This is a genomic window from Vibrio sp. 1288 (genome assembly GCF_033344475.1).
This window is the reverse complement of the sequence record NZ_JAWPOX010000011.1, coordinates 77,346-94,084: the sequence shown is the minus strand read 5'-3', so window position 1 is coordinate 94,084 and position 16,739 is coordinate 77,346. Positions and strand designations below refer to the sequence as shown.

The following is a 16,739-nucleotide window of genomic DNA, read 5'->3' as shown; positions in this document are numbered from 1 at the left end:
ACACTGGTCTACTTTGTGCCTCTAAGCGGCTTTTGAATTGCTAAGAATGTGGATGCTACAAAAGGGAGCAGTAATGCTCCTTTTTTGTATCTATCTTCCCCGCTAGGCCTCTAACCAATGAAGAGTTTGTCTTGAGCCATTTGCTGCTTTTTGTCTGTTTACTATAGTTGCGGTGGTTGAATCCATTTCTTTCTTTTTATAGTGCTTCCTGATTTTTGATAAGAATTTTATTTCGATAAGACAAGGTTTTTTTGTTGGAAAGCCTGACGCTCGGCGTTATTATGTCGGCGTTTGGGGAGTAGTTAGCGCAAGTTTACTTATCGTCATCTCGTTAAGCATCAGCTTATCCGGTAAGTAAAGGTGTTACGTGGTTCATTCACGTCAACACTTCAACGAGACCAACGCATTCATTGACTAACAGCACATAATCGTTATGTGGCTGTTGGTTGTTATTGTCTGCGGAAGGTCACCAAACGAAGTCCTTCCGCCATGGGAGGAAATATGTCTCTTATCGAAAATACCACCCAATTGAGCCAATCGGTGCCTCTTCAAGAATCATTAGCGATGTATGGTGCTTTTGGTTTATTTACCCTTGTTCTTGTTACTCTTGATATCTATCAAACACGTGGTGGCGTTATCACGATGAAAAAAGCCATCGTTTGGAGTGTTTTTTGGTTCTTGCTTGCCTTTGTTTTTGCTGGTTCTATTTATTTATTCTGGGACTTTTACGCGCCACATAGCGCTTATACGAACGACAAAGCAACGATTTCATTCTTAACTGGTTACTTACTAGAGAAGTCGTTAAGCGTTGATAACTTGTTTGTGTTTGCCATCATCTTTGCACAATACAGTGTGCCGGAGCACTTGCGCCCGAGAGCATTGCTTTGGGGGGTGATAGGTGCGCTAGTTTTACGCGCTGTCATGATTGCGGTTGGTGCTCAGTTACTTGCACAGTATCACTGGGTATTGTACTTATTTGCTGCTTTCCTTATTTGGACGGGTGTTAAGCTAGCTCGCGACAAAGGCGAAGCAGAAGAGGTTAATCCATATCCGGAGCAGTTGATTCGAAAGGTATTGCCAGTTACAGATGACTACCAAGGAAATCACTTAATCTTAAAGCAAGCTGGTAAGTGGGTGGCAACACCGATGCTGATCGTTGTTGGTGTCATTGCAGTAATGGACGTTATGTTTGCGTTGGATTCTATACCAGCTATATTCGCGGTAACGCGAGAGCCATTTTTAGTCTTAGCCGCGAACGTATTTGCATTATTGGGTTTGCGATCGCTGTACTTTGTTCTTCAAGCAATGTTAGATAAGTTTGTGTACTTAAAACCAGCATTATCAGTAATCATGATGTTTATCGGGGTGAAAATGCTATTGGTTGGAACAGAATATGAGATTCCGACAGCATGGTCTCTCACATTTTTAGTTGTTGTGATGACATCGGCAGTGGTGGCATCACTCCTAAAAAATAAAGCGAAGCGTCAAACTAGCGTTAATATTACTAATCAAAAAATATAAAGTAAGCACTAAAATCAAAAGAAATAACGAAAAATATTGTTAAATATATGTTGTTGCTCAAGGGGCGATTATGCAGGTAATGTTCAGTTATTCAATGTAATTACAGCAATTGTGATTATTTATGCCGTTATTATTCATTTGTATTTTTGAGTTTTGTAATGAGTTTGTTTTATTAGAAATTCTAATTTGAATGGGTAAAATTTGTCATTTCTTAAACAATAAGAAACTGACTAATATACAACCAACTAAACAGACTACTGCTTTTAAAGAGAGGCAATCATGGCACAAGCAATGCAAATGACAAATGTAGCTTTACCAACCTCTATGGATAAGAAAACCTACGCGGTTAACTTCAAAGGACTGATTGCTCACTTACTGGACATTCTATTTGTAGATAACACTGCGCCACGCAGTTACTACGCAGAAGACTTGTCAGCACATATTCAAAAAGACATCGGTATGTACCGTTAATATTGAAATAGTGTAAGAAATACCGGCCTATGAGCCGGTATTTTTTTATTTGTAAAACATGCCTACTCAACCTACGCCCTAGAAAAGAAACACTCTAGAGGAGGTAGACATGAGAGTAGATTAAGTGTTGTATAGAAAAACGGGGCACCATTGGTGCCCCGTTTTGACATGACTGAAGTGCGATATTACTTCTTGCGGCAGTATTCTGCGATCACGTACATCGACTGACCACCATTTGCCTTACCCGAAACTAGCTTTGGATCATCGCCAAGGCTAATACCACGAATCACTGTACCTTGTTTGATTACTTGGTTAGTGCCTTTTACTGGTAGGTCTTTAATTACTGTTACATCGTCACCTTTCTTAAGTTCAGTGCCGTTACAGTCAACCGTTTTATCGTCAGCAGACATCCCTTTCATTGCCCAGTTCATTTGCTCTTCTTCCATGTACATCATGTCAAGAGCATCTTGAGCCCAGCTTTCTGTGTTTAGGCGAGTGAGTTGGCGCCATGCAGTCACTTGTACAGCAGGAACCTGGCTCCACATGCTTTCGTTTAGACAACGCCAGTGGTTAATGTCTTTTGGCTCATCGATCTCACCCAGACACTTATCACAAACCATGATGGCAGTATCAACCGTCACATTACCGTGAGGTGGGACAGCGTATGCAGTTAGTTGAGATTCAGAAGAACACAGTTCACATTTTGACTCGCAGCGCGCAAGCAGAGTAGCTTCAATAGACATAAGGACTCACCTTAGTAATGTTATTTTGTGGCGGTATTATCCACTTTATCCTGAGAAATAAAAGGGTGTTAGCGAATTAAAGACTAGATTTTACAATACTCCAACCTGATTAAGGTGAAGATGTAAAATATTCGCTAAATAAATAATACGGAAGTATAAAAGACACTATTAATTGTTTTGGCTTATGAATTAGTTGTGTCAATTTCTACAACGATTACAAGCCTAAAAGAGGTAAATGTAGAGAGAGGGTGGCTAGAACATAGCCCTCTAATTTACAGAGGGCCTGTCGTTAACGTTCGACAATCTGGACAATTTGCTCTTTTGAAATACTCATTTCTTTACCATCCATGTCTTCATACTCGTACATACCCGTTTCCTCGTTCAGGTCTGGTTTACCGTAAGAGGTAATAATTTTCCCTTCATTTGTCGACATCAGATATTGGCTACTTCCGCATGCAGAAAGAAGTAATACAGTGGCAATAACAGTCAATACGCGCATAGAGTTTTCCTTTTAAACAAGTGAGTTAGGCAAAGACATCGATTTAACTATAGCAGAGGAAATATGAGTGGGTTTGAATAGAATTGAAATGAAAAAGCCCAGTAGAAACTGGGCTTTGGTAGGAAGGGTGTTGCGATTACTTCAAAACAGAAGTGTTAGTGACACCTGTTAGTGTGTCATCCATTAAGAAGTCAGTGTTTTCCATCTGCATCTCTACATGATGATCAATATCAGACAGAGTGCCATTTGGCGAAGCAAAAGTACTGTGCGATGCAGTAGCATTAAACTGTACAAAGCTCGCAGTTGCATTCACATCAGTGTCCGTACTGTTCACAGTCTTCAACCCTAGCTTATTAGCAAGCGGTTCAGTACCCGCGAATGGTGCATTTGGAACGCTGTTTGGTACTGTGCTATCGCCATCCACTTCTGTCATAAAGAATGGTGTCGTTAGCGAACCAGATGCCACTAAATCTGAAGCGTTTGTGAACGGATCGACAGTGTCTAGTGTAGTCTGTGCTGCATAGATAAATTGTGAGAAACCTGCTTCTAGCGCTGCTACTTGAGCTTCCGTTGCCGCAGCCTCAAATGCTTCGTAACATGTTTTATCTTCTAGATCCGCACATGATGCATCAGCGTAAGTCGCATAGTCTTTTGATGCTGCATAAGCGAGGTTATGTTTGATCTGAGGGCCGTAATTGTCTGAACCCAGTAACAAATTACCAATTTGTCCACCAGAGTTCTGTACTGATGCAGAACTAAAGGTGTACAGCGCATCGGCAGTAGGGCTGCCCAATGTATTGTTTGCTGCTGCGACGGCAGATGTAGCTACAATACCGCCAAGTGAATGACCTAGCATTTTGACCTTTGAACCCGTCATTGGGTTGAAGCCTTGCAGAGGACCTCCAGCTAAAAGACCGCCTTGAGCAGATACTACCAAGCTAGCGCGCAAACCTAACACATCCAGAACACTTTGACGTAGGTTGTCACGCGCAACGGCTAAGTTGGAAAGATTTAGATAAGCCAGTACATTCGCATTTGCGGAACGTTGTTCATCTAAGCTGCGCGTACCATGAATAGGTAAGTCAATAGCGATAACTGCCACACCTGCTTTTACCATATTGAACGCGAACGCGTACGCATTCTCTTTCGCTGAGGTGATGCCGTGTTGATAAATCACAACGTCTGTCGCGACGCCAGATTTAGGTGTGAAGACCAGTACTTCGACATCTTCAACCGATTTCACTACGGGAACAGGCGAGTAGCGAGTTATGATACGCTCACTATCAAGCTGGGTACCATCGGTAAGAGTAAGCTTAGCTCCAACAAGTTTTAGCTGCTCTGTAGGATCTGTAGCAAGCTTTGTCACATCAACAGGATCATTTGCAAAAACGCCTGTTGATAGCTGCTGAACCATGTTTGCTTGCTCGTTCGGATCCGCTAATGCTGCGCTTAGCTTCGCTAGGCTTGGCATCGCAGATACCATTGGTTGCATGTTCCAGCTTGCGCCTTTTTCCAGGTAATGAGGCAGTCTTACCACACCTTGTGTCACGCTTACATCGGCACCTGATTGCATGTAAAGGCCTTTAATTGCCGTTTTAGCTGCGTCTTGATCGCTAATGTATTTACTAAAGTCATCGTCAGAGTCTAGCGCAGTGCTAAAGTCTTGGGTTTCACCGAGCGTTATTGTGTAGGCCGTTGATAAGTCAACTGAACCTTCGTTTGAGTCATTTTTGTAAACGGTATTTAGTGTGTTTGCGCCGGTAGAAAAACCAGTAGCGGTTACTCCTTTGACTGCCGCTAACGTATCACCTACAGACTGGGTACTGAACCATGAGGAGTAAACGATGTCGTTAGGGTTTACTTTGGCGATACCAAAAATGCCTTCAACCGCCTGAGTGACTGCTTGAACAGAAGCAAGGTCGCCAGTTTCATAAACGATTTCTTTCGATTTACCAGTCGCATAACTTGCTGATGTACCAATTGGCTCACCATTCACGTCAGTAACATCTTGTGTAACCGCAAAAATGTACTCGCTTGACTCATCAAGTGCAGCCAAGAACTGGACGTATAGAGAGTTACCTTTTGCTTGAACTACGTAGTCCTGATTCTGAACGAGTACCTCTTCGATTGGGTTAGATTTACCGTCCCACTCGGTTAAGCGTTGGTTAATCTTGATGACTTTAACACCAGACGGCAACATGCCCGTTGCAAAACCATCGCCTTTAAAGTTCAGAACGATTGGCATAGACGTTGACCATCCATCCATCGTATTCATCGAGGCTCTAGGGTTGGTTAAAGCATCATCGCCATCAGTTGGCAGACCAAGCGTACCATCGCTTGTGTCCATTAATAAGTAAGACGGTGCCGGTACATCTGCGTTCGCTCCTTGAAGCGTAAAACTGATGGATGTTTCGCGATCAAGCAATGCTTGGACTTCATCTTCAAATTGAACTTTGTCGGAAGTACCAGAGCTGGAGGTATCATCACCACAACCAGCAAGAAGGATTGCAGAACAAAGCATTGATAATTTAAACGTGTGTTTCATTGGTTTACTCCGTAATCCCATTATTTGAAGGTGTAGTTCATCTGTACCGCGCTGATGTAAGCAGTACCTTCTGAGTCAAACTTAATCTCTTCACCCAGAGCATTTGTCTCAGTGAAAGAGCCTGATTTACTCTTAACAAGTGCAAAGCCTGCATCGAAAGTTAAATTCTCACTCATTGCGTAAGTTAGGCCCGCGCTGTACCAAAAACGGTCACTGTCAGGGATACTCAATGTCGCTTCACCTGCTTGTTCGTCGTACGCAAAGCCTGCACGGAATGTCCAGTCTGTATTAAGTATGTAAGTTGCACCAATGGAGTAGCGATTGTTGTCTTCATATTTCTCAGGTTTAAAGAAACATACTCCGTCATTACATTCGTTACTGGTCGCTTTTAGTTCTTTAAATGTGCTCCAGTCGGTTTGTTGCCAGCCGTAATGTACAGCCCATTGTTCATTCAATTGATGGAAAGCCGATAATTCGATAATTGAAGGAAGAGAGATTTTTAAACGGCCATCCACTTTTGGTGATGAAGCTCGACCAGAGTCGTAACTACTAAACTCACCGTCATCAAAATCTAGATCAACCTTAGAGCGGTAGCCAAAGCCAAAACGGTTGTTTTCATTTAGCTCAAATAAAGCGCCGACATTCCAACCCCAAGCGAAAGTTTCGCCTTCCATGCCGACAAGGTTATCGGACTTATTACCACCTAAAATACCGGCGAGTGCGCCTTTGTGACGAGTCAGCTCTGCTTCAGCGTATACGAGGTTGATACCACCACCGACACTGAAAGACTCGTTGATACGGTAAGCGACATTAGGGTTGATGTTTACTGAAAGTAGGGAAGTGTCACCCGCCATATCACCTGCGGAAATATCATTTGGATAGTCGGTAGCAACACCGTATGTTGTGAACATACCGATACCCCAAGCCCAGTTATCATTGATAGGGCTGATGTAATAACCTGCTGGCACGATCTGTAAAGGAGCGACATCTTTCGCGTGTTCATTGTTTACAGTGTCGTACACATCGACTTCAGGGTCGATGATAGATAACGCGCCCGAAAATTGAGCTTCTTTGAAAAGTGTCATTGCTGCAGGGTTACGAGCAAGGACGCTGGCATTATCTGCGACAGCCCCTTCACCTGAAAATGCTCGACCAAGACCAGATGCCGAATGTTCAGCTACCTGGAAGCCCGCTGAGTGGGCATTACACGCAAACAATATTGAAATTGTAAGCAGAGAGCAGTGCTTCTTGTTCATCCTTGACCCTCCTAGGGTGTCATAATGCTGGACCGAAGTCCTTGTAATTGTTGTGTGGTACTTACACCAATTGTTAATACGCGAAATACAACGATGATGTAAATGTAATGTTAATTGTATGTTTAATAACTTGTCAAAGTTTGAGCGTATTTTGCGTTTTAAATATGATGCATAGGTCAAACGATGGCTTGTAAGGGCATGTATTATCTTTATATTTTTGAAGAGAATGGTACGACCAGAATTGTTTTGCGAGCTTTATAGTTAAATAACGATCAAATCAAGAGATAGCTCGCTTTGCGGTTTCTTCACTTCACAGGCATAATTCGCGCTCGCTATGTAGTTATTCAATAGACGCAATAGGAACCGCATTGGAATTACTGAATGTTGAATTTTTAGGTCGTTCGCTAAGGCTCGAAGGATCGATGGCTGGGTGGCAGCAGTTATATTGGGATAATACGTTGGTGTCTCAAATCGATGCCAGTGACAATACCGCAGAGACTTGTCTACACCAGTTTAGGCTCTCTGCGGGTGAGGAAATCCTGAACTGTCATTTAGAGTGTTCTTTAACATGGCAACCGTTTGAAATGAGTTACAAGGTCACAATTAACGGTGAGCTCGTCAATGAAGGTTGTCGAAATGAAAAAGACATCGAGCGCCAAGTGCCAGAAGTTACGCCACCATCCGAAAAGCGTTTAAGTGTAATAGGCCTCGTATCTCTTGGGGTGAAAGCACTTAAAAGTGCGAAAGTTATTAAAGTGGCGTTAGCGTCTGCAAGTCTCGCTGCATATTCTTGGCTATTTTCCATCGAGTTCGCGCTAGCGTTGATCGCTTGTTTGGTTTTTCATGAATATGGTCACATTAGAGCGATGAAGTATTTTGGAATGAAGACCAAAGGAATCTATTTGATTCCATTCCTAGGTGGTTTGGCGCTAAGTGACGAAAAGATAAACACGCGCTGGCAGGATGTGGTTATCTCAATCATGGGACCATTTTTCGGTTTAGTACTTAGTATTGTTTTTACTTTGCTTTATTGGATGACTGGTGAGGTGATCTTCGCTGGGCTTGCTGTGTTTAACGCCTTGCTAAACCTATTTAATCTGCTGCCTATTTTACCATTAGATGGTGGCCATGTGCTCAAAAGTATTACCTTTTCAATGAATACTTGGGTCGGGTTAGTTGGCAGTATTGCGACCGCTTTATTAGGCATTTTTATCAGTTACTATTTCGGTCTGACGTTGCTAGGGTTTTTATTGTTAATGGGAATGTTGGAAGTGGTGATGGAATGGAGAGCTCGACATCAAAGCCATTTATTGCCATTAACCCGTTATGGGCAGCTATTCTCACTGGCTTGGTACTTGGTCTCTGTCGGAGGTTTTGTTTCTATCATCTGGTATTTTGCCACTCTCGGAGATAGTTTGTTAAGTTTGCCGCTACAGATATTGGGCACTTGATTAGAATCATTAAAAGCTCCCTAGGGAGCTTTTTTATTTGGCAAGCTTAAGTAGTAGACGATAGTAGCAATGAATTAGCCACATCTTGGTGCTTTCGCGTTATACGCAGGCAGCTTATTTATGGTTGCTTGTAAATCTTTAATGCGCGTACTGTGCGATGGGTGGGTTGAGAAGAATTCAGGTGGTTGAGAACCACCTGATGCAGCACTCATATTTTTCCATAAATCGACACTTTGACGTGGGTCGAAACCTGCTTTTGCCATGAATTCCAGCCCGACAATATCAGCCTCAGATTCCTGAGTACGACCGTATGGCAAAATAACACCGTATTGGACACCGACACCAAGTGCCGCCATCGTCATTTGTTGATACTGTTTGTACTCGGAAGCTCCAATCGCAACGTTTGCTAGAGACAACCCGGCATTTGCTAACTGACTTTGTGAAAGACGTTCATTACTGTGGTCAGCGAGGACGTGAGCGACTTCGTGACCAATAACTGTTGCCAACTGATCTTGGTTTTTCGCGACATCTAAAAGCCCGGTATACACGCCGATCTTCCCACCTGGTAGAGCAAACGCATTGACTTGTTCACTATCAAAAACAACGACTTCCCAGTCTTTAAATCCAGATTGAGCGGGAATGGTGTCAGTGATGTGTTTGGCAACGCATTGAACGTAGGCATTCGTTTTGCGATCTTTGCTGATTGGGATATCTTTCTTCATTTGTTCGAAAGATTTAGCGCCAAGCGATGACATTTCCTGATCTGAAAACATCAGGATCTGGTTGCGACCCGTCGGTGATGCGCTACACGCTGTTAAACCCGCGATAGTTAAAAGAGCAGAGGCTTTCATCCATACCTTCATAACAGGCTCCATTTAATTTTTTGTTTTGAAGCAATAGTATATACCCAAATAGTAACATGATGCATGGATCAAGTTATTCATCTGATTAATAAAGAGGGTGAGATGTTACGTCTTGAAGTTATGCCCAAGTAGCGTCTATGCTAGCTTCCTAGCACGTCGTTACAACCTAACAAACCAGTTTGTGAAACTAAGAGTAAAACAATGAGTATATGGAAAAAGCCCGTAAGCATAGAGATTCTGAATGCCACGTCAAAAAATACCCTGATCGAGCACCTACAAATTAAATATACAGATTTCACTGACGACTCCCTTACAGCAACCATGCCCGTATGCAGCTTTACTCATCAACCTTTAGGAATGCTTCACGGTGGTGCATCAGTCGTGCTCGCAGAAACATTAGGCTCATTGGCTGCAAACTTCTCTGTCGATGAGGGCAGCTACTGCGTCGGTTTAGATATTAACGCGAACCATGTGCGAGCCATGCGAAGTGGTCATGTGATTGGTACGGCAAAACCGCTTCATCTGGGTATTTCAACGCAAGTGTGGCAAATCGATATCACTGATGAGCGAGGCCGTTTAGTGTGTACCAGTCGCTTGACCATCGCTGTGAAACAACACAAAACAAAGTCGGTATAAACTAAGATGGTGATTGAGTTTTCATTAGGAAAAATCATTGCAACCCAGCGTGAAATAGTGATTAAGCTCTCCGGTAGTGCAATGGTAACCTTGCAAGCGCAAACCGATGCAATTCAGTTGCTGGGTAGAGGAGCGAACGTTGTTTTATCTCATGGAGCAGAGTGCAAATGGTCTATCAAGCTGGACAACGAGGAACAACTGGCCGAACTTTCGCGAGAAATTGGTATCGATATTCAATAATTTATAGTGTGATGTTTGCACTTTTTGGTAAAAATGAGGAAACTTAGCTTATCGACAACAAGATAAGAATTTCCTCTTTATGAGTAGCCCTCGTTTACGTGTTCAGTTCGAAACACTGTTTGAAAAATTTTCCGGTCACGATACGGACGTTCAGCTCGAAGACATCACCGAAGCGTTGTTTTGTACACGTCGTAATGCTCGTATTGTTCTAAATAAACTTGAAGAAGAGGGCTGGATTGAGTGGCATCCGGCAGCGGGTCGAGGAAAACTTTCGAAACTCGTTTTTAAACGTAATCGAAGCGACGTCAGCGAAAACCTCGCCAGGCGTTATCTCGATGAAGGGAAAATCGGTCAGGCTCTAGATGCGCTTGATAACGATGCGGCACGATTAACGCAGGTTATCCAAGGTTATTTAGGGCTTCAGCATCGACAGGGCGAGCAGGTCGTGCGTTTGCCTTATTATCGACCATTGTCGATGTTAAACCCGCAGAAACCGATGCGGCGTTCTGAACAACACATCGCCAGACAAATTTTTAGCGGACTCACTCGCCTTGATGAAAATGAACAACTTCAACCAGATTTAGCCCACACGTGGGAAGCAATTTCTGATACACATTGGCGTTTTTATCTTCGTCGTGGAGTACGCTTTCATAACGGTGAACCGTTAACAACCAGTTGTGTTCTTGAAAGTGTGCTTGCGTTAAATAGCTTGAACTTGTTTTCTCACATAAAGCGGGTGTCTTCGCCACAAGAGTGGACCGTTGATATTGAGCTCGTCCGTCCTGATCGCTACCTGCCTCTGGCTCTGAGTGAGTCGCAAGCAAAAATTTTGCTACCGAGTGCTTTGCGTTCTGAAAGCTTCGATAGACAACCGATAGGGACTGGGCCGTTCCAAGTTAAAATGAATGATGATAAGCGTCTTATTTTGACTGCTTTTGATGGCTACTTTGGTTTTCGCCCTTTACTTGACCAAGTGGAGGTGTGGGTAATCGATGAAGCCTATTCTTCAATGGTTTATCCAAGCCTGTCAAAGCCGAAGATGGATAAACAAGGTTCATCCGATGAAGTAGAGCTGGACCCTGGCTGTACATTCCTATTACTAAACAAAAACACCGGGATTGCAAAAGATCCACGTTGGGCAGAGTTCCTCTCGCAAACCCTCAACAGTCACCAGATTTACGCGCATGTTCCACAAGATAAAGTGATGGAACTGGGAGTATTGCAAGCCTTTGGCCTTAAGCCCGGTTGGATTGATCTCAGGCCAGCGGAAGCGGGCAGCGTACCACAGGCTAATAAGGTAATTTCCGTAGCGTATCAGAAAAAGCATCCGATGTTTCCAGTAGTTGCCAAGGCCATCAAGACACTCTTAAAACCGCACGGTATAGAGGTTGAGTTTATTCGTTATGATTCTCAACCGCCCGCACCGGAGGAAGTGGATATCTGGGTGAAAGCTATGGGCATTGCAACGAACCGAAATGACGCGTTGGCGGGCTGGCTCCTGGATTACAGTGATATTGAGAAGTTCAGTTCAGGTTACGATTTTAGTGAATGGGCTAAACTTGTCGATCAATGGCGTGCCGGCATGCACACAGACTTTCCTGCGCGTGAGCTAGGACGACAATTAGTAAAAAGCTGTCAGGTGATTCCTATGTTTCACTGCTGGCTAGGCGTGAATAAAGACCACAGCGGTGCGTTACAAAATGCAAAGTGTAATGCCTTAGGTTGGTTTGATTTTAATAATGTATGGGTCAAACCGGATATAGAAAGTAACCATGGCGAAACCGAATAAAAAACAACCGACGAAAACCGTCGATATCTTTTGTTCTAAATGTAAAACTCAACTATTTAAGTACCGTAAAGGCGGGAAAGGCGCACTGGTTAAATGCTTCAAAGAGCGCATTGTTGACGATTTCACACAAACCCCATGTATTTGCCCCGCTTGCGGACAAGAGTTTGCAAGAGACACTTTAGTAAGAGGAACCCCCGCTTACAAAATGATTGGCGGCAAAGTGACGATGAAATAATAAAGGGCTAGAAAATGAGTATGAAACATGACTATTGCATGGTTTTAAGTACAACCAGTAATGAAAAAAATCGAGATCAGATCATTAAAGGTTTGCTAGATGCTCAATTAGCCGCGTGTATTCAAACGATGCCTATTGAAAGTCACTATGTGTGGAAAGGGGAGATTTGTACTGACAACGAATGGTTGCTGGTGATCAAAACTCGTCGAGAACTTTATGAATTGGTGGAAGAGAAAATAGAAAACCTGCACGAATACGAGGTAGCTCAAATCGTACAGGTTCCAATTGTTGATGGGTTTAACCCTTATTTAGAATGGTTGAGAGAATCGACGTTGAGCCGACATTAAGAATAACGACAACACTGCACCAACGGTATCGCACAACATATCTTTCTGGGCGTCCCATATGTCACCTTGCGAGCCCAGAAAGGCAATTCCCTCATCGCCACCAGCCAACTCCGCATACCACCATTCGATAATCTCATAGCCAGCAGCAAGTGACATGATAGCAAACAAAGCAAACCAGCAAGAGAACGCTTTGTTGAACCGTTTTTTGTTTATCAAGTATTCAGCGATCGGATATGCGTAAAGGCCAATTGAAAAGTGCGCAACGCGATCAAAATTATTTCGCTCTGAACCAATCATGTCGTTAAACCAGTCAAACGGCACTTCGGAGAACGTATATTTCGCACCGATAGTGTGCAAACAGAGCCAGATGAACATTAAAAAGTAAGCCGTATTACTGAACTGATAGCGAATCGAAATCGCCCAAATAGCAACAAGAATACCAATCGCCGGGATAATCTCCGCAAACCAAACTGCTCGTGAGTTAGGTTCCAACGCAGAAAATAAAAACACGATGGCATAAAAAATCGTTAATCCTAAGAGTGTCGAGGTGCTTTTCATAGAGTTACTTGATCCTTCAATTTATCTTACAGTGGGACTCCATAGATTGTGTTAATGATTGCACTTAATTGAACGCTGTGCAATTGATATTTTAATGGGTTTTTTGATCACTGAAAATGTTGATTTATTGGCAAACTGCTCAACATTAAAACGTTTGCGCGTGCACTTTTCATTAAAGTTTGATTTACAACATGCCCATCCATAGAATCCATGATTCAGTCTAATAAAAAAGAAGTAAAGCCATGAAACTGGAAACTGTCGATTATCTTGCTGACGATGCTGCTCAACAGTTCGTTACCTCTCTACGCGAAACGGGGTTCGGTGTGTTGAAAAACCACCCGATTCCACAAGAGCTTGTAGAGTCAATTTACAAAAACTGGCATGAGTTTTTCTGTTCAGAACAAAAGAATGATTTTCACTTTAACGTAGACACCCAAGATGGCTACTTCCCACCTTCTGTGTCTGAAGTGGCGAAAGGGCACAAAGTGAAAGACATCAAAGAGTACTTTCATGTTTACCCTTGGGGTCAGATCCCAGAGCAGCTTAAAGCTGAAATCTTAGAGTACTACGAGCGTGCCAATGCGTTTGCTCAAGAGCTATTAGGCTGGGTTGAAGCGTACGCACCTAAGGACGTTCAAGAGAAGTTCTCTATCGCGTTGTCAGAAATGATCAATAACAGTGACAAAACATTACTACGCGTGCTTCACTACCCACCGATGACAGGCGAAGAAGAGCCAGGCGCTATTCGTGCTGCTGCGCATGAAGACATTAACCTGTTAACGGTTTTGCCTGCTGCTAATGAACCTGGACTGCAAGTAAAGAGTAAAGAGGGTGATTGGATCGATGTACCATGTGACTTCGGGAACTTAATCATCAACATTGGTGATATGCTTCAAGAAGCGTCAGGTGGTTATTTCCCTTCAACGACTCACCGTGTAATCAACCCTACGGGTGGCCGTCAAGAAAAGTCACGTATCTCATTACCGTTGTTCCTGCATCCAAAGCCGGAAGTGGTGTTATCTGAGCGCTACACTGCACATAGCTACCTTATGGAACGTTTACGTGAGCTAGGGGTTATTTAACCTTTACGTGATCTCCTTACAAAGGCCGATGGTGAATGACTATCGGCCTTTTTGCATTTATGCTACAAAGTGGAAACTATGTTTTTTGTGCCGTGAATGGGGCCCTAAACTCGTGTCAGAGAGGATGAATGGAAGGACAACGTACTGTCAATAGTATTGAGCCTCATGCAATAGAAAATCCGCTGCTTTGGCCAATGTTAGAAATCCTGAGAAAACAGCCCTCTAATTGGAAAGTGCACACCTTGGCAAGCTCGTTGGGTGAACAAGGTTATATTTCAAAGCTGGACGACTCTCCCGATAAGGATTTATTCAAAAGAAATTTCCTGATCATGAATGCATTATATCAACTGCAAGACACTCTGTATCCGGATAGTTGGCTTCAAGTCGAAGCCATGGATATTCAGCTCATGTCTTCGATGGAAGCTTTGAGGCATAAGATCGATATTCATGATCCTTTGCGTGAGTATTACTTAGATTGGCGCAATTACGAAGCGGACGAAGATGAAGTGCGTCGACTGTTGAATGAATTTTGGACAACTTATCAAAAGTTCATCGGTGGTTCGTCAGTAGCCAGCGTAGATAAGACAAAGGCACTGTCACTATTTGAACTTAACACTGACGCTACGCCTGCGGAAATTAGAAAACAATGGCGAAAACTCGCGCTTCGTTGGCATCCTGATCGAGAAAATGGCGATGCAGAAAGATTTAGAGTTCTTTGTGAAGCGTGGAATGTACTGAGAAACGAATGATTCGCTAAGAATAAAGATAAAGGAAGGCAGCTAACTATAGCTGCCTTTTGATTGAACTGTCTCTGTCAGCGTATCAAAACTAGCATGATGACTTAAACTGAGATTTTCGCATGCGGTTGAGGGCAGCCATAACGTCTAGTGTGCGTGGTTTGGCTAAGTCGCCTTGTTTAGGAAGAGCGGCATGCCACTCACCAGACAGCATTTCTTCAATCTCCTTCGCCGGATGATTACACCAACCTGGAAGTTGAGCAATTTGGAACCATAACCAGCCAATTGTGTTGACTTCATCGGCTGACTCTATCTGTTCCAAAGCGCTAAGATCAGTAAACTCTTTACCAAATCGAAGTGACTCTTTGCCTTTCGCATTCACACGGAACTTGCCGTCAGTCAGAATATTCATCAACGCAACGCGGTTCAGTGCTCGAGGTGGGAAGGTCTGTAAACGTTCTTCTGACTCGTTATGGCGTTGAGTAGGGTGCTGAGCGATAACTTCTTTCGCTTTTTCAGTCACATCAACGGCTTGGTAGTCGTGCATTTGAATGACGGTATCGGCAACGTCTAAGTAGTCGCCCGACCCACCCATAACGATAATGGTAGAGATATCAAGATCATCTCGTAATTGACCAATGCGGTCGACGAGAGGAGTAATTGGCTCATCACCTTTTGCCACCAATGCCTGCATACGCTCATCTCTAATCATGAAGTTGGTAGCAGAAGTATCTTCATCAATCAATAATGTGCTTGCACCCGCTTCAATAGACTCTTGAAGCCAAGCGGCTTGCGACGTTGAGCCTGATGCGTCTTGAGTAGAAAAGTCCGCCGTATCTTTACCCATCGGTAAATGGTTGATGTAGTTTGACAGGTTCAAGTGGTGTACGCATCGGCCATCTTCGGCACGAATCTTCATAGCCTTGTTATCGGCAACAATGTATTCGCGACCATCTCCTGGAATATGATCGTAAATTGAACGCTCTATTGCATTTAATAAGGTAGATTTACCGTGGAAGCCACCACCTACAATCAGTGTGATACCTTTTGGAATTCCTAATCCTGTGACATGGCCCTTGTTTGGCGCATGTAAAGTGACTTGTAGAGATTCAGGGGCTTTAAACTCAACGGCTTCTTTCATTGGAAGGTCGCAATTACCTGCAATTCGAGGAAGAATACTGCCGTTTGCGACAAACGCGACTAAGTTATTGGCCTCTAACTGTTCTCGTAGGGCATCTTGGTCTTCAACAACTTGGCAGTGCTTAATTAAAGCGGCTTTGTCGAGTTCACGCTCTAAAGTTGCTCGACGGATAAACTTAGGCAGGTGGAAAGTCAGTATGTTGTTGGCTTTTTTCCCCAATACTGAACGACCTTCGGCTGGTAAGTTAACTCGAAAACGCAGTTCAATACCTTCTTCAGTAAACAACACCGCGGTGCTATCCAGTACAGTTTGGCCTGTCAGTGAAATTGATACTGAGTTTTCTTGTTTAGCAAACTGTTCAAAACTACGCGCAATAAAATCACGTGCCGCTCTTTGAAATGCAGGAGACTCGTCTCTTAGCCACTCAAGACCAGTCAAAGACCATGCGCGAGTCGCACGAAAACGTGACGCCGATGCATAAGGGTCACCCTGTACATGATCGATAAACAAAGTGAAATCAGTGAAGTCGTATTGACCTTTGATTTGCTGATAAGCTCGGTAGTTCTGCTTTTCAATTTTCTTAAGCGTGGCAGTCAACTGATCCATGAAGATATTGGCCTTTTAA

Annotated in this window: 17 protein-coding genes; 10 read left to right on the top strand and 7 right to left on the bottom strand. The window is 43.4% G+C overall.

The genetic code is table 11. From position 1 onward, the window contains the following. Positions 1–501 precede the first annotated feature (501 nt). Both R8O11_RS10595 and R8O11_RS10590 read left to right on the top strand, forming a co-directional pair. Entirely contained in the window at positions 502–1,521 is a 1,020-nt protein-coding gene (locus tag R8O11_RS10595; RefSeq protein ID WP_033907086.1) for a TerC/Alx family metal homeostasis membrane protein, read from the top strand. Positions 1,522–1,800: 279 nt separating this feature from the next. Beyond that, positions 1,801–1,992 carry a hypothetical protein gene (locus R8O11_RS10590; RefSeq protein ID WP_005376351.1) on the top strand — a complete coding sequence of 64 codons (192 nt, stop codon included), beginning with the start codon at positions 1,801–1,803 and terminating at the stop codon, positions 1,990–1,992. Positions 1,993–2,177: 185 nt separating this feature from the next. Here R8O11_RS10590 and R8O11_RS10585 read toward each other — a convergent pair whose 3' ends face one another. From R8O11_RS10585 to R8O11_RS10570, 4 genes are all read right to left on the bottom strand, one after another. Continuing rightward, positions 2,178–2,735, bottom strand: a complete 558-nt coding sequence (locus tag R8O11_RS10585) for a PhnA domain-containing protein (RefSeq protein ID WP_005376350.1) — start codon at positions 2,733–2,735, stop codon at positions 2,178–2,180. Positions 2,736–3,024: 289 nt separating this feature from the next. Beyond that, the gene (locus tag R8O11_RS10580) at positions 3,025–3,234 is read right to left on the bottom strand and encodes a YgdI/YgdR family lipoprotein (protein WP_017634171.1); all 210 of its coding nucleotides are present in this window, start codon (positions 3,232–3,234) and stop codon (positions 3,025–3,027) included. A gap of 136 nt (positions 3,235–3,370) precedes the next feature. Further along, positions 3,371–5,779: a VolA/Pla-1 family phospholipase gene (locus R8O11_RS10575; RefSeq protein WP_213869806.1), complete on the bottom strand. Its 2,409-nt coding sequence runs from the start codon at positions 5,777–5,779 to the stop codon at positions 3,371–3,373. A 20-nt stretch (positions 5,780–5,799) separates the two neighbouring features. After that, positions 5,800–7,035, bottom strand: a complete 1,236-nt coding sequence (locus R8O11_RS10570; RefSeq protein WP_005376347.1) for an outer membrane protein transport protein — start codon at positions 7,033–7,035, stop codon at positions 5,800–5,802. A gap of 422 nt (positions 7,036–7,457) precedes the next feature. Here R8O11_RS10570 and R8O11_RS10565 point away from each other — a divergent pair, with 422 nt between their 5' ends. Continuing rightward, on the top strand, positions 7,458–8,486 hold the full coding sequence (locus R8O11_RS10565; protein WP_225477855.1) for a site-2 protease family protein: 1,029 nt from the start codon (positions 7,458–7,460) through the stop codon (positions 8,484–8,486). A gap of 74 nt (positions 8,487–8,560) precedes the next feature. On the opposite strand, the gene R8O11_RS10560 is transcribed toward R8O11_RS10565, so the two are convergent. After that, complete coding sequence (locus R8O11_RS10560) at positions 8,561–9,349, bottom strand: M48 family metallopeptidase (protein WP_017634168.1); 789 nt, start codon at positions 9,347–9,349, stop codon at positions 8,561–8,563. A gap of 201 nt (positions 9,350–9,550) precedes the next feature. On the opposite strand from R8O11_RS10560, the gene R8O11_RS10555 reads away from it, so the two are divergent. The 5 genes from R8O11_RS10555 to cutA all read left to right on the top strand — a co-directional run bounded on the left by R8O11_RS10555 (position 9,551) and on the right by cutA (position 12,596). Beyond that, positions 9,551–9,985, top strand: a complete 435-nt coding sequence (locus R8O11_RS10555) for a hotdog fold thioesterase (protein WP_005376340.1) — start codon at positions 9,551–9,553, stop codon at positions 9,983–9,985. 6 nt (positions 9,986–9,991) lie between these two features. Then, positions 9,992–10,225: a DUF3389 domain-containing protein gene (locus R8O11_RS10550; RefSeq protein ID WP_005376338.1), complete on the top strand. Its 234-nt coding sequence runs from the start codon at positions 9,992–9,994 to the stop codon at positions 10,223–10,225. 79 nt (positions 10,226–10,304) lie between these two features. Then, complete coding sequence (locus tag R8O11_RS10545) at positions 10,305–12,014, top strand: SgrR family transcriptional regulator (protein ID WP_053307684.1); 1,710 nt, start codon at positions 10,305–10,307, stop codon at positions 12,012–12,014. Beyond that, positions 11,998–12,249 (top strand): hypothetical protein, encoded by a 252-nt coding sequence (locus R8O11_RS10540; protein WP_005376334.1) that lies wholly within the window; start codon positions 11,998–12,000, stop codon positions 12,247–12,249. The genes R8O11_RS10545 and R8O11_RS10540 overlap by 17 nt, the downstream gene beginning before the upstream one ends. A gap of 14 nt (positions 12,250–12,263) precedes the next feature. Continuing rightward, positions 12,264–12,596: a divalent-cation tolerance protein CutA gene (gene cutA, locus R8O11_RS10535; protein ID WP_005376332.1), complete on the top strand. Its 333-nt coding sequence runs from the start codon at positions 12,264–12,266 to the stop codon at positions 12,594–12,596. Here the strand turns inward: cutA and R8O11_RS10530 are convergent. Continuing rightward, on the bottom strand, positions 12,558–13,154 hold the full coding sequence (locus tag R8O11_RS10530; protein ID WP_005376330.1) for a DUF2238 domain-containing protein: 597 nt from the start codon (positions 13,152–13,154) through the stop codon (positions 12,558–12,560). The genes cutA and R8O11_RS10530 overlap by 39 nt on opposite strands. Positions 13,155–13,396: 242 nt before the next feature. On the opposite strand from R8O11_RS10530, the gene R8O11_RS10525 reads away from it, so the two are divergent. Both R8O11_RS10525 and R8O11_RS10520 read left to right on the top strand, forming a co-directional pair. Beyond that, positions 13,397–14,236, top strand: a complete 840-nt coding sequence (locus R8O11_RS10525; RefSeq protein WP_005386285.1) for an isopenicillin N synthase family dioxygenase — start codon at positions 13,397–13,399, stop codon at positions 14,234–14,236. A 128-nt stretch (positions 14,237–14,364) separates the two neighbouring features. Then, entirely contained in the window at positions 14,365–14,985 is a 621-nt protein-coding gene (locus R8O11_RS10520; RefSeq protein ID WP_005376328.1) for a DNA-J related domain-containing protein, read from the top strand. A gap of 79 nt (positions 14,986–15,064) precedes the next feature. Here the strand turns inward: R8O11_RS10520 and R8O11_RS10515 are convergent, their stop codons facing one another. Next, a complete protein-coding gene (locus R8O11_RS10515) occupies positions 15,065–16,720 on the bottom strand; it encodes an ABC-ATPase domain-containing protein (protein ID WP_017821933.1) in 1,656 nt (551 codons plus the stop codon). Positions 16,721–16,739 lie beyond the last annotated feature (19 nt).

Coding starts and splice junctions, on each gene's coding strand:
- R8O11_RS10575 (WP_213869806.1), bottom strand. CDS start 5,779: ATGAAACACACGTTTAAATTATCAATGCTTTGTTCTGCAATCCTTCTT.
- R8O11_RS10570 (WP_005376347.1), bottom strand. CDS start 7,035: ATGAACAAGAAGCACTGCTCTCTGCTTACAATTTCAATATTGTTTGCG.
- R8O11_RS10585 (WP_005376350.1), bottom strand. CDS start 2,735: ATGTCTATTGAAGCTACTCTGCTTGCGCGCTGCGAGTCAAAATGTGAA.
- R8O11_RS10540 (WP_005376334.1), top strand. CDS start 11,998: ATGGCGAAACCGAATAAAAAACAACCGACGAAAACCGTCGATATCTTT.
- cutA (WP_005376332.1), top strand. CDS start 12,264: ATGAGTATGAAACATGACTATTGCATGGTTTTAAGTACAACCAGTAAT.
- R8O11_RS10545 (WP_053307684.1), top strand. CDS start 10,305: ATGAGTAGCCCTCGTTTACGTGTTCAGTTCGAAACACTGTTTGAAAAA.
- R8O11_RS10515 (WP_017821933.1), bottom strand. CDS start 16,720: ATGGATCAGTTGACTGCCACGCTTAAGAAAATTGAAAAGCAGAACTAC.
- R8O11_RS10520 (WP_005376328.1), top strand. CDS start 14,365: ATGGAAGGACAACGTACTGTCAATAGTATTGAGCCTCATGCAATAGAA.
- R8O11_RS10555 (WP_005376340.1), top strand. CDS start 9,551: ATGAGTATATGGAAAAAGCCCGTAAGCATAGAGATTCTGAATGCCACG.
- R8O11_RS10595 (WP_033907086.1), top strand. CDS start 502: ATGTCTCTTATCGAAAATACCACCCAATTGAGCCAATCGGTGCCTCTT.
- R8O11_RS10550 (WP_005376338.1), top strand. CDS start 9,992: ATGGTGATTGAGTTTTCATTAGGAAAAATCATTGCAACCCAGCGTGAA.
- R8O11_RS10530 (WP_005376330.1), bottom strand. CDS start 13,154: ATGAAAAGCACCTCGACACTCTTAGGATTAACGATTTTTTATGCCATC.
- R8O11_RS10580 (WP_017634171.1), bottom strand. CDS start 3,234: ATGCGCGTATTGACTGTTATTGCCACTGTATTACTTCTTTCTGCATGC.
- R8O11_RS10590 (WP_005376351.1), top strand. CDS start 1,801: ATGGCACAAGCAATGCAAATGACAAATGTAGCTTTACCAACCTCTATG.
- R8O11_RS10560 (WP_017634168.1), bottom strand. CDS start 9,349: ATGAAGGTATGGATGAAAGCCTCTGCTCTTTTAACTATCGCGGGTTTA.
- R8O11_RS10525 (WP_005386285.1), top strand. CDS start 13,397: ATGAAACTGGAAACTGTCGATTATCTTGCTGACGATGCTGCTCAACAG.
- R8O11_RS10565 (WP_225477855.1), top strand. CDS start 7,458: ATGGCTGGGTGGCAGCAGTTATATTGGGATAATACGTTGGTGTCTCAA.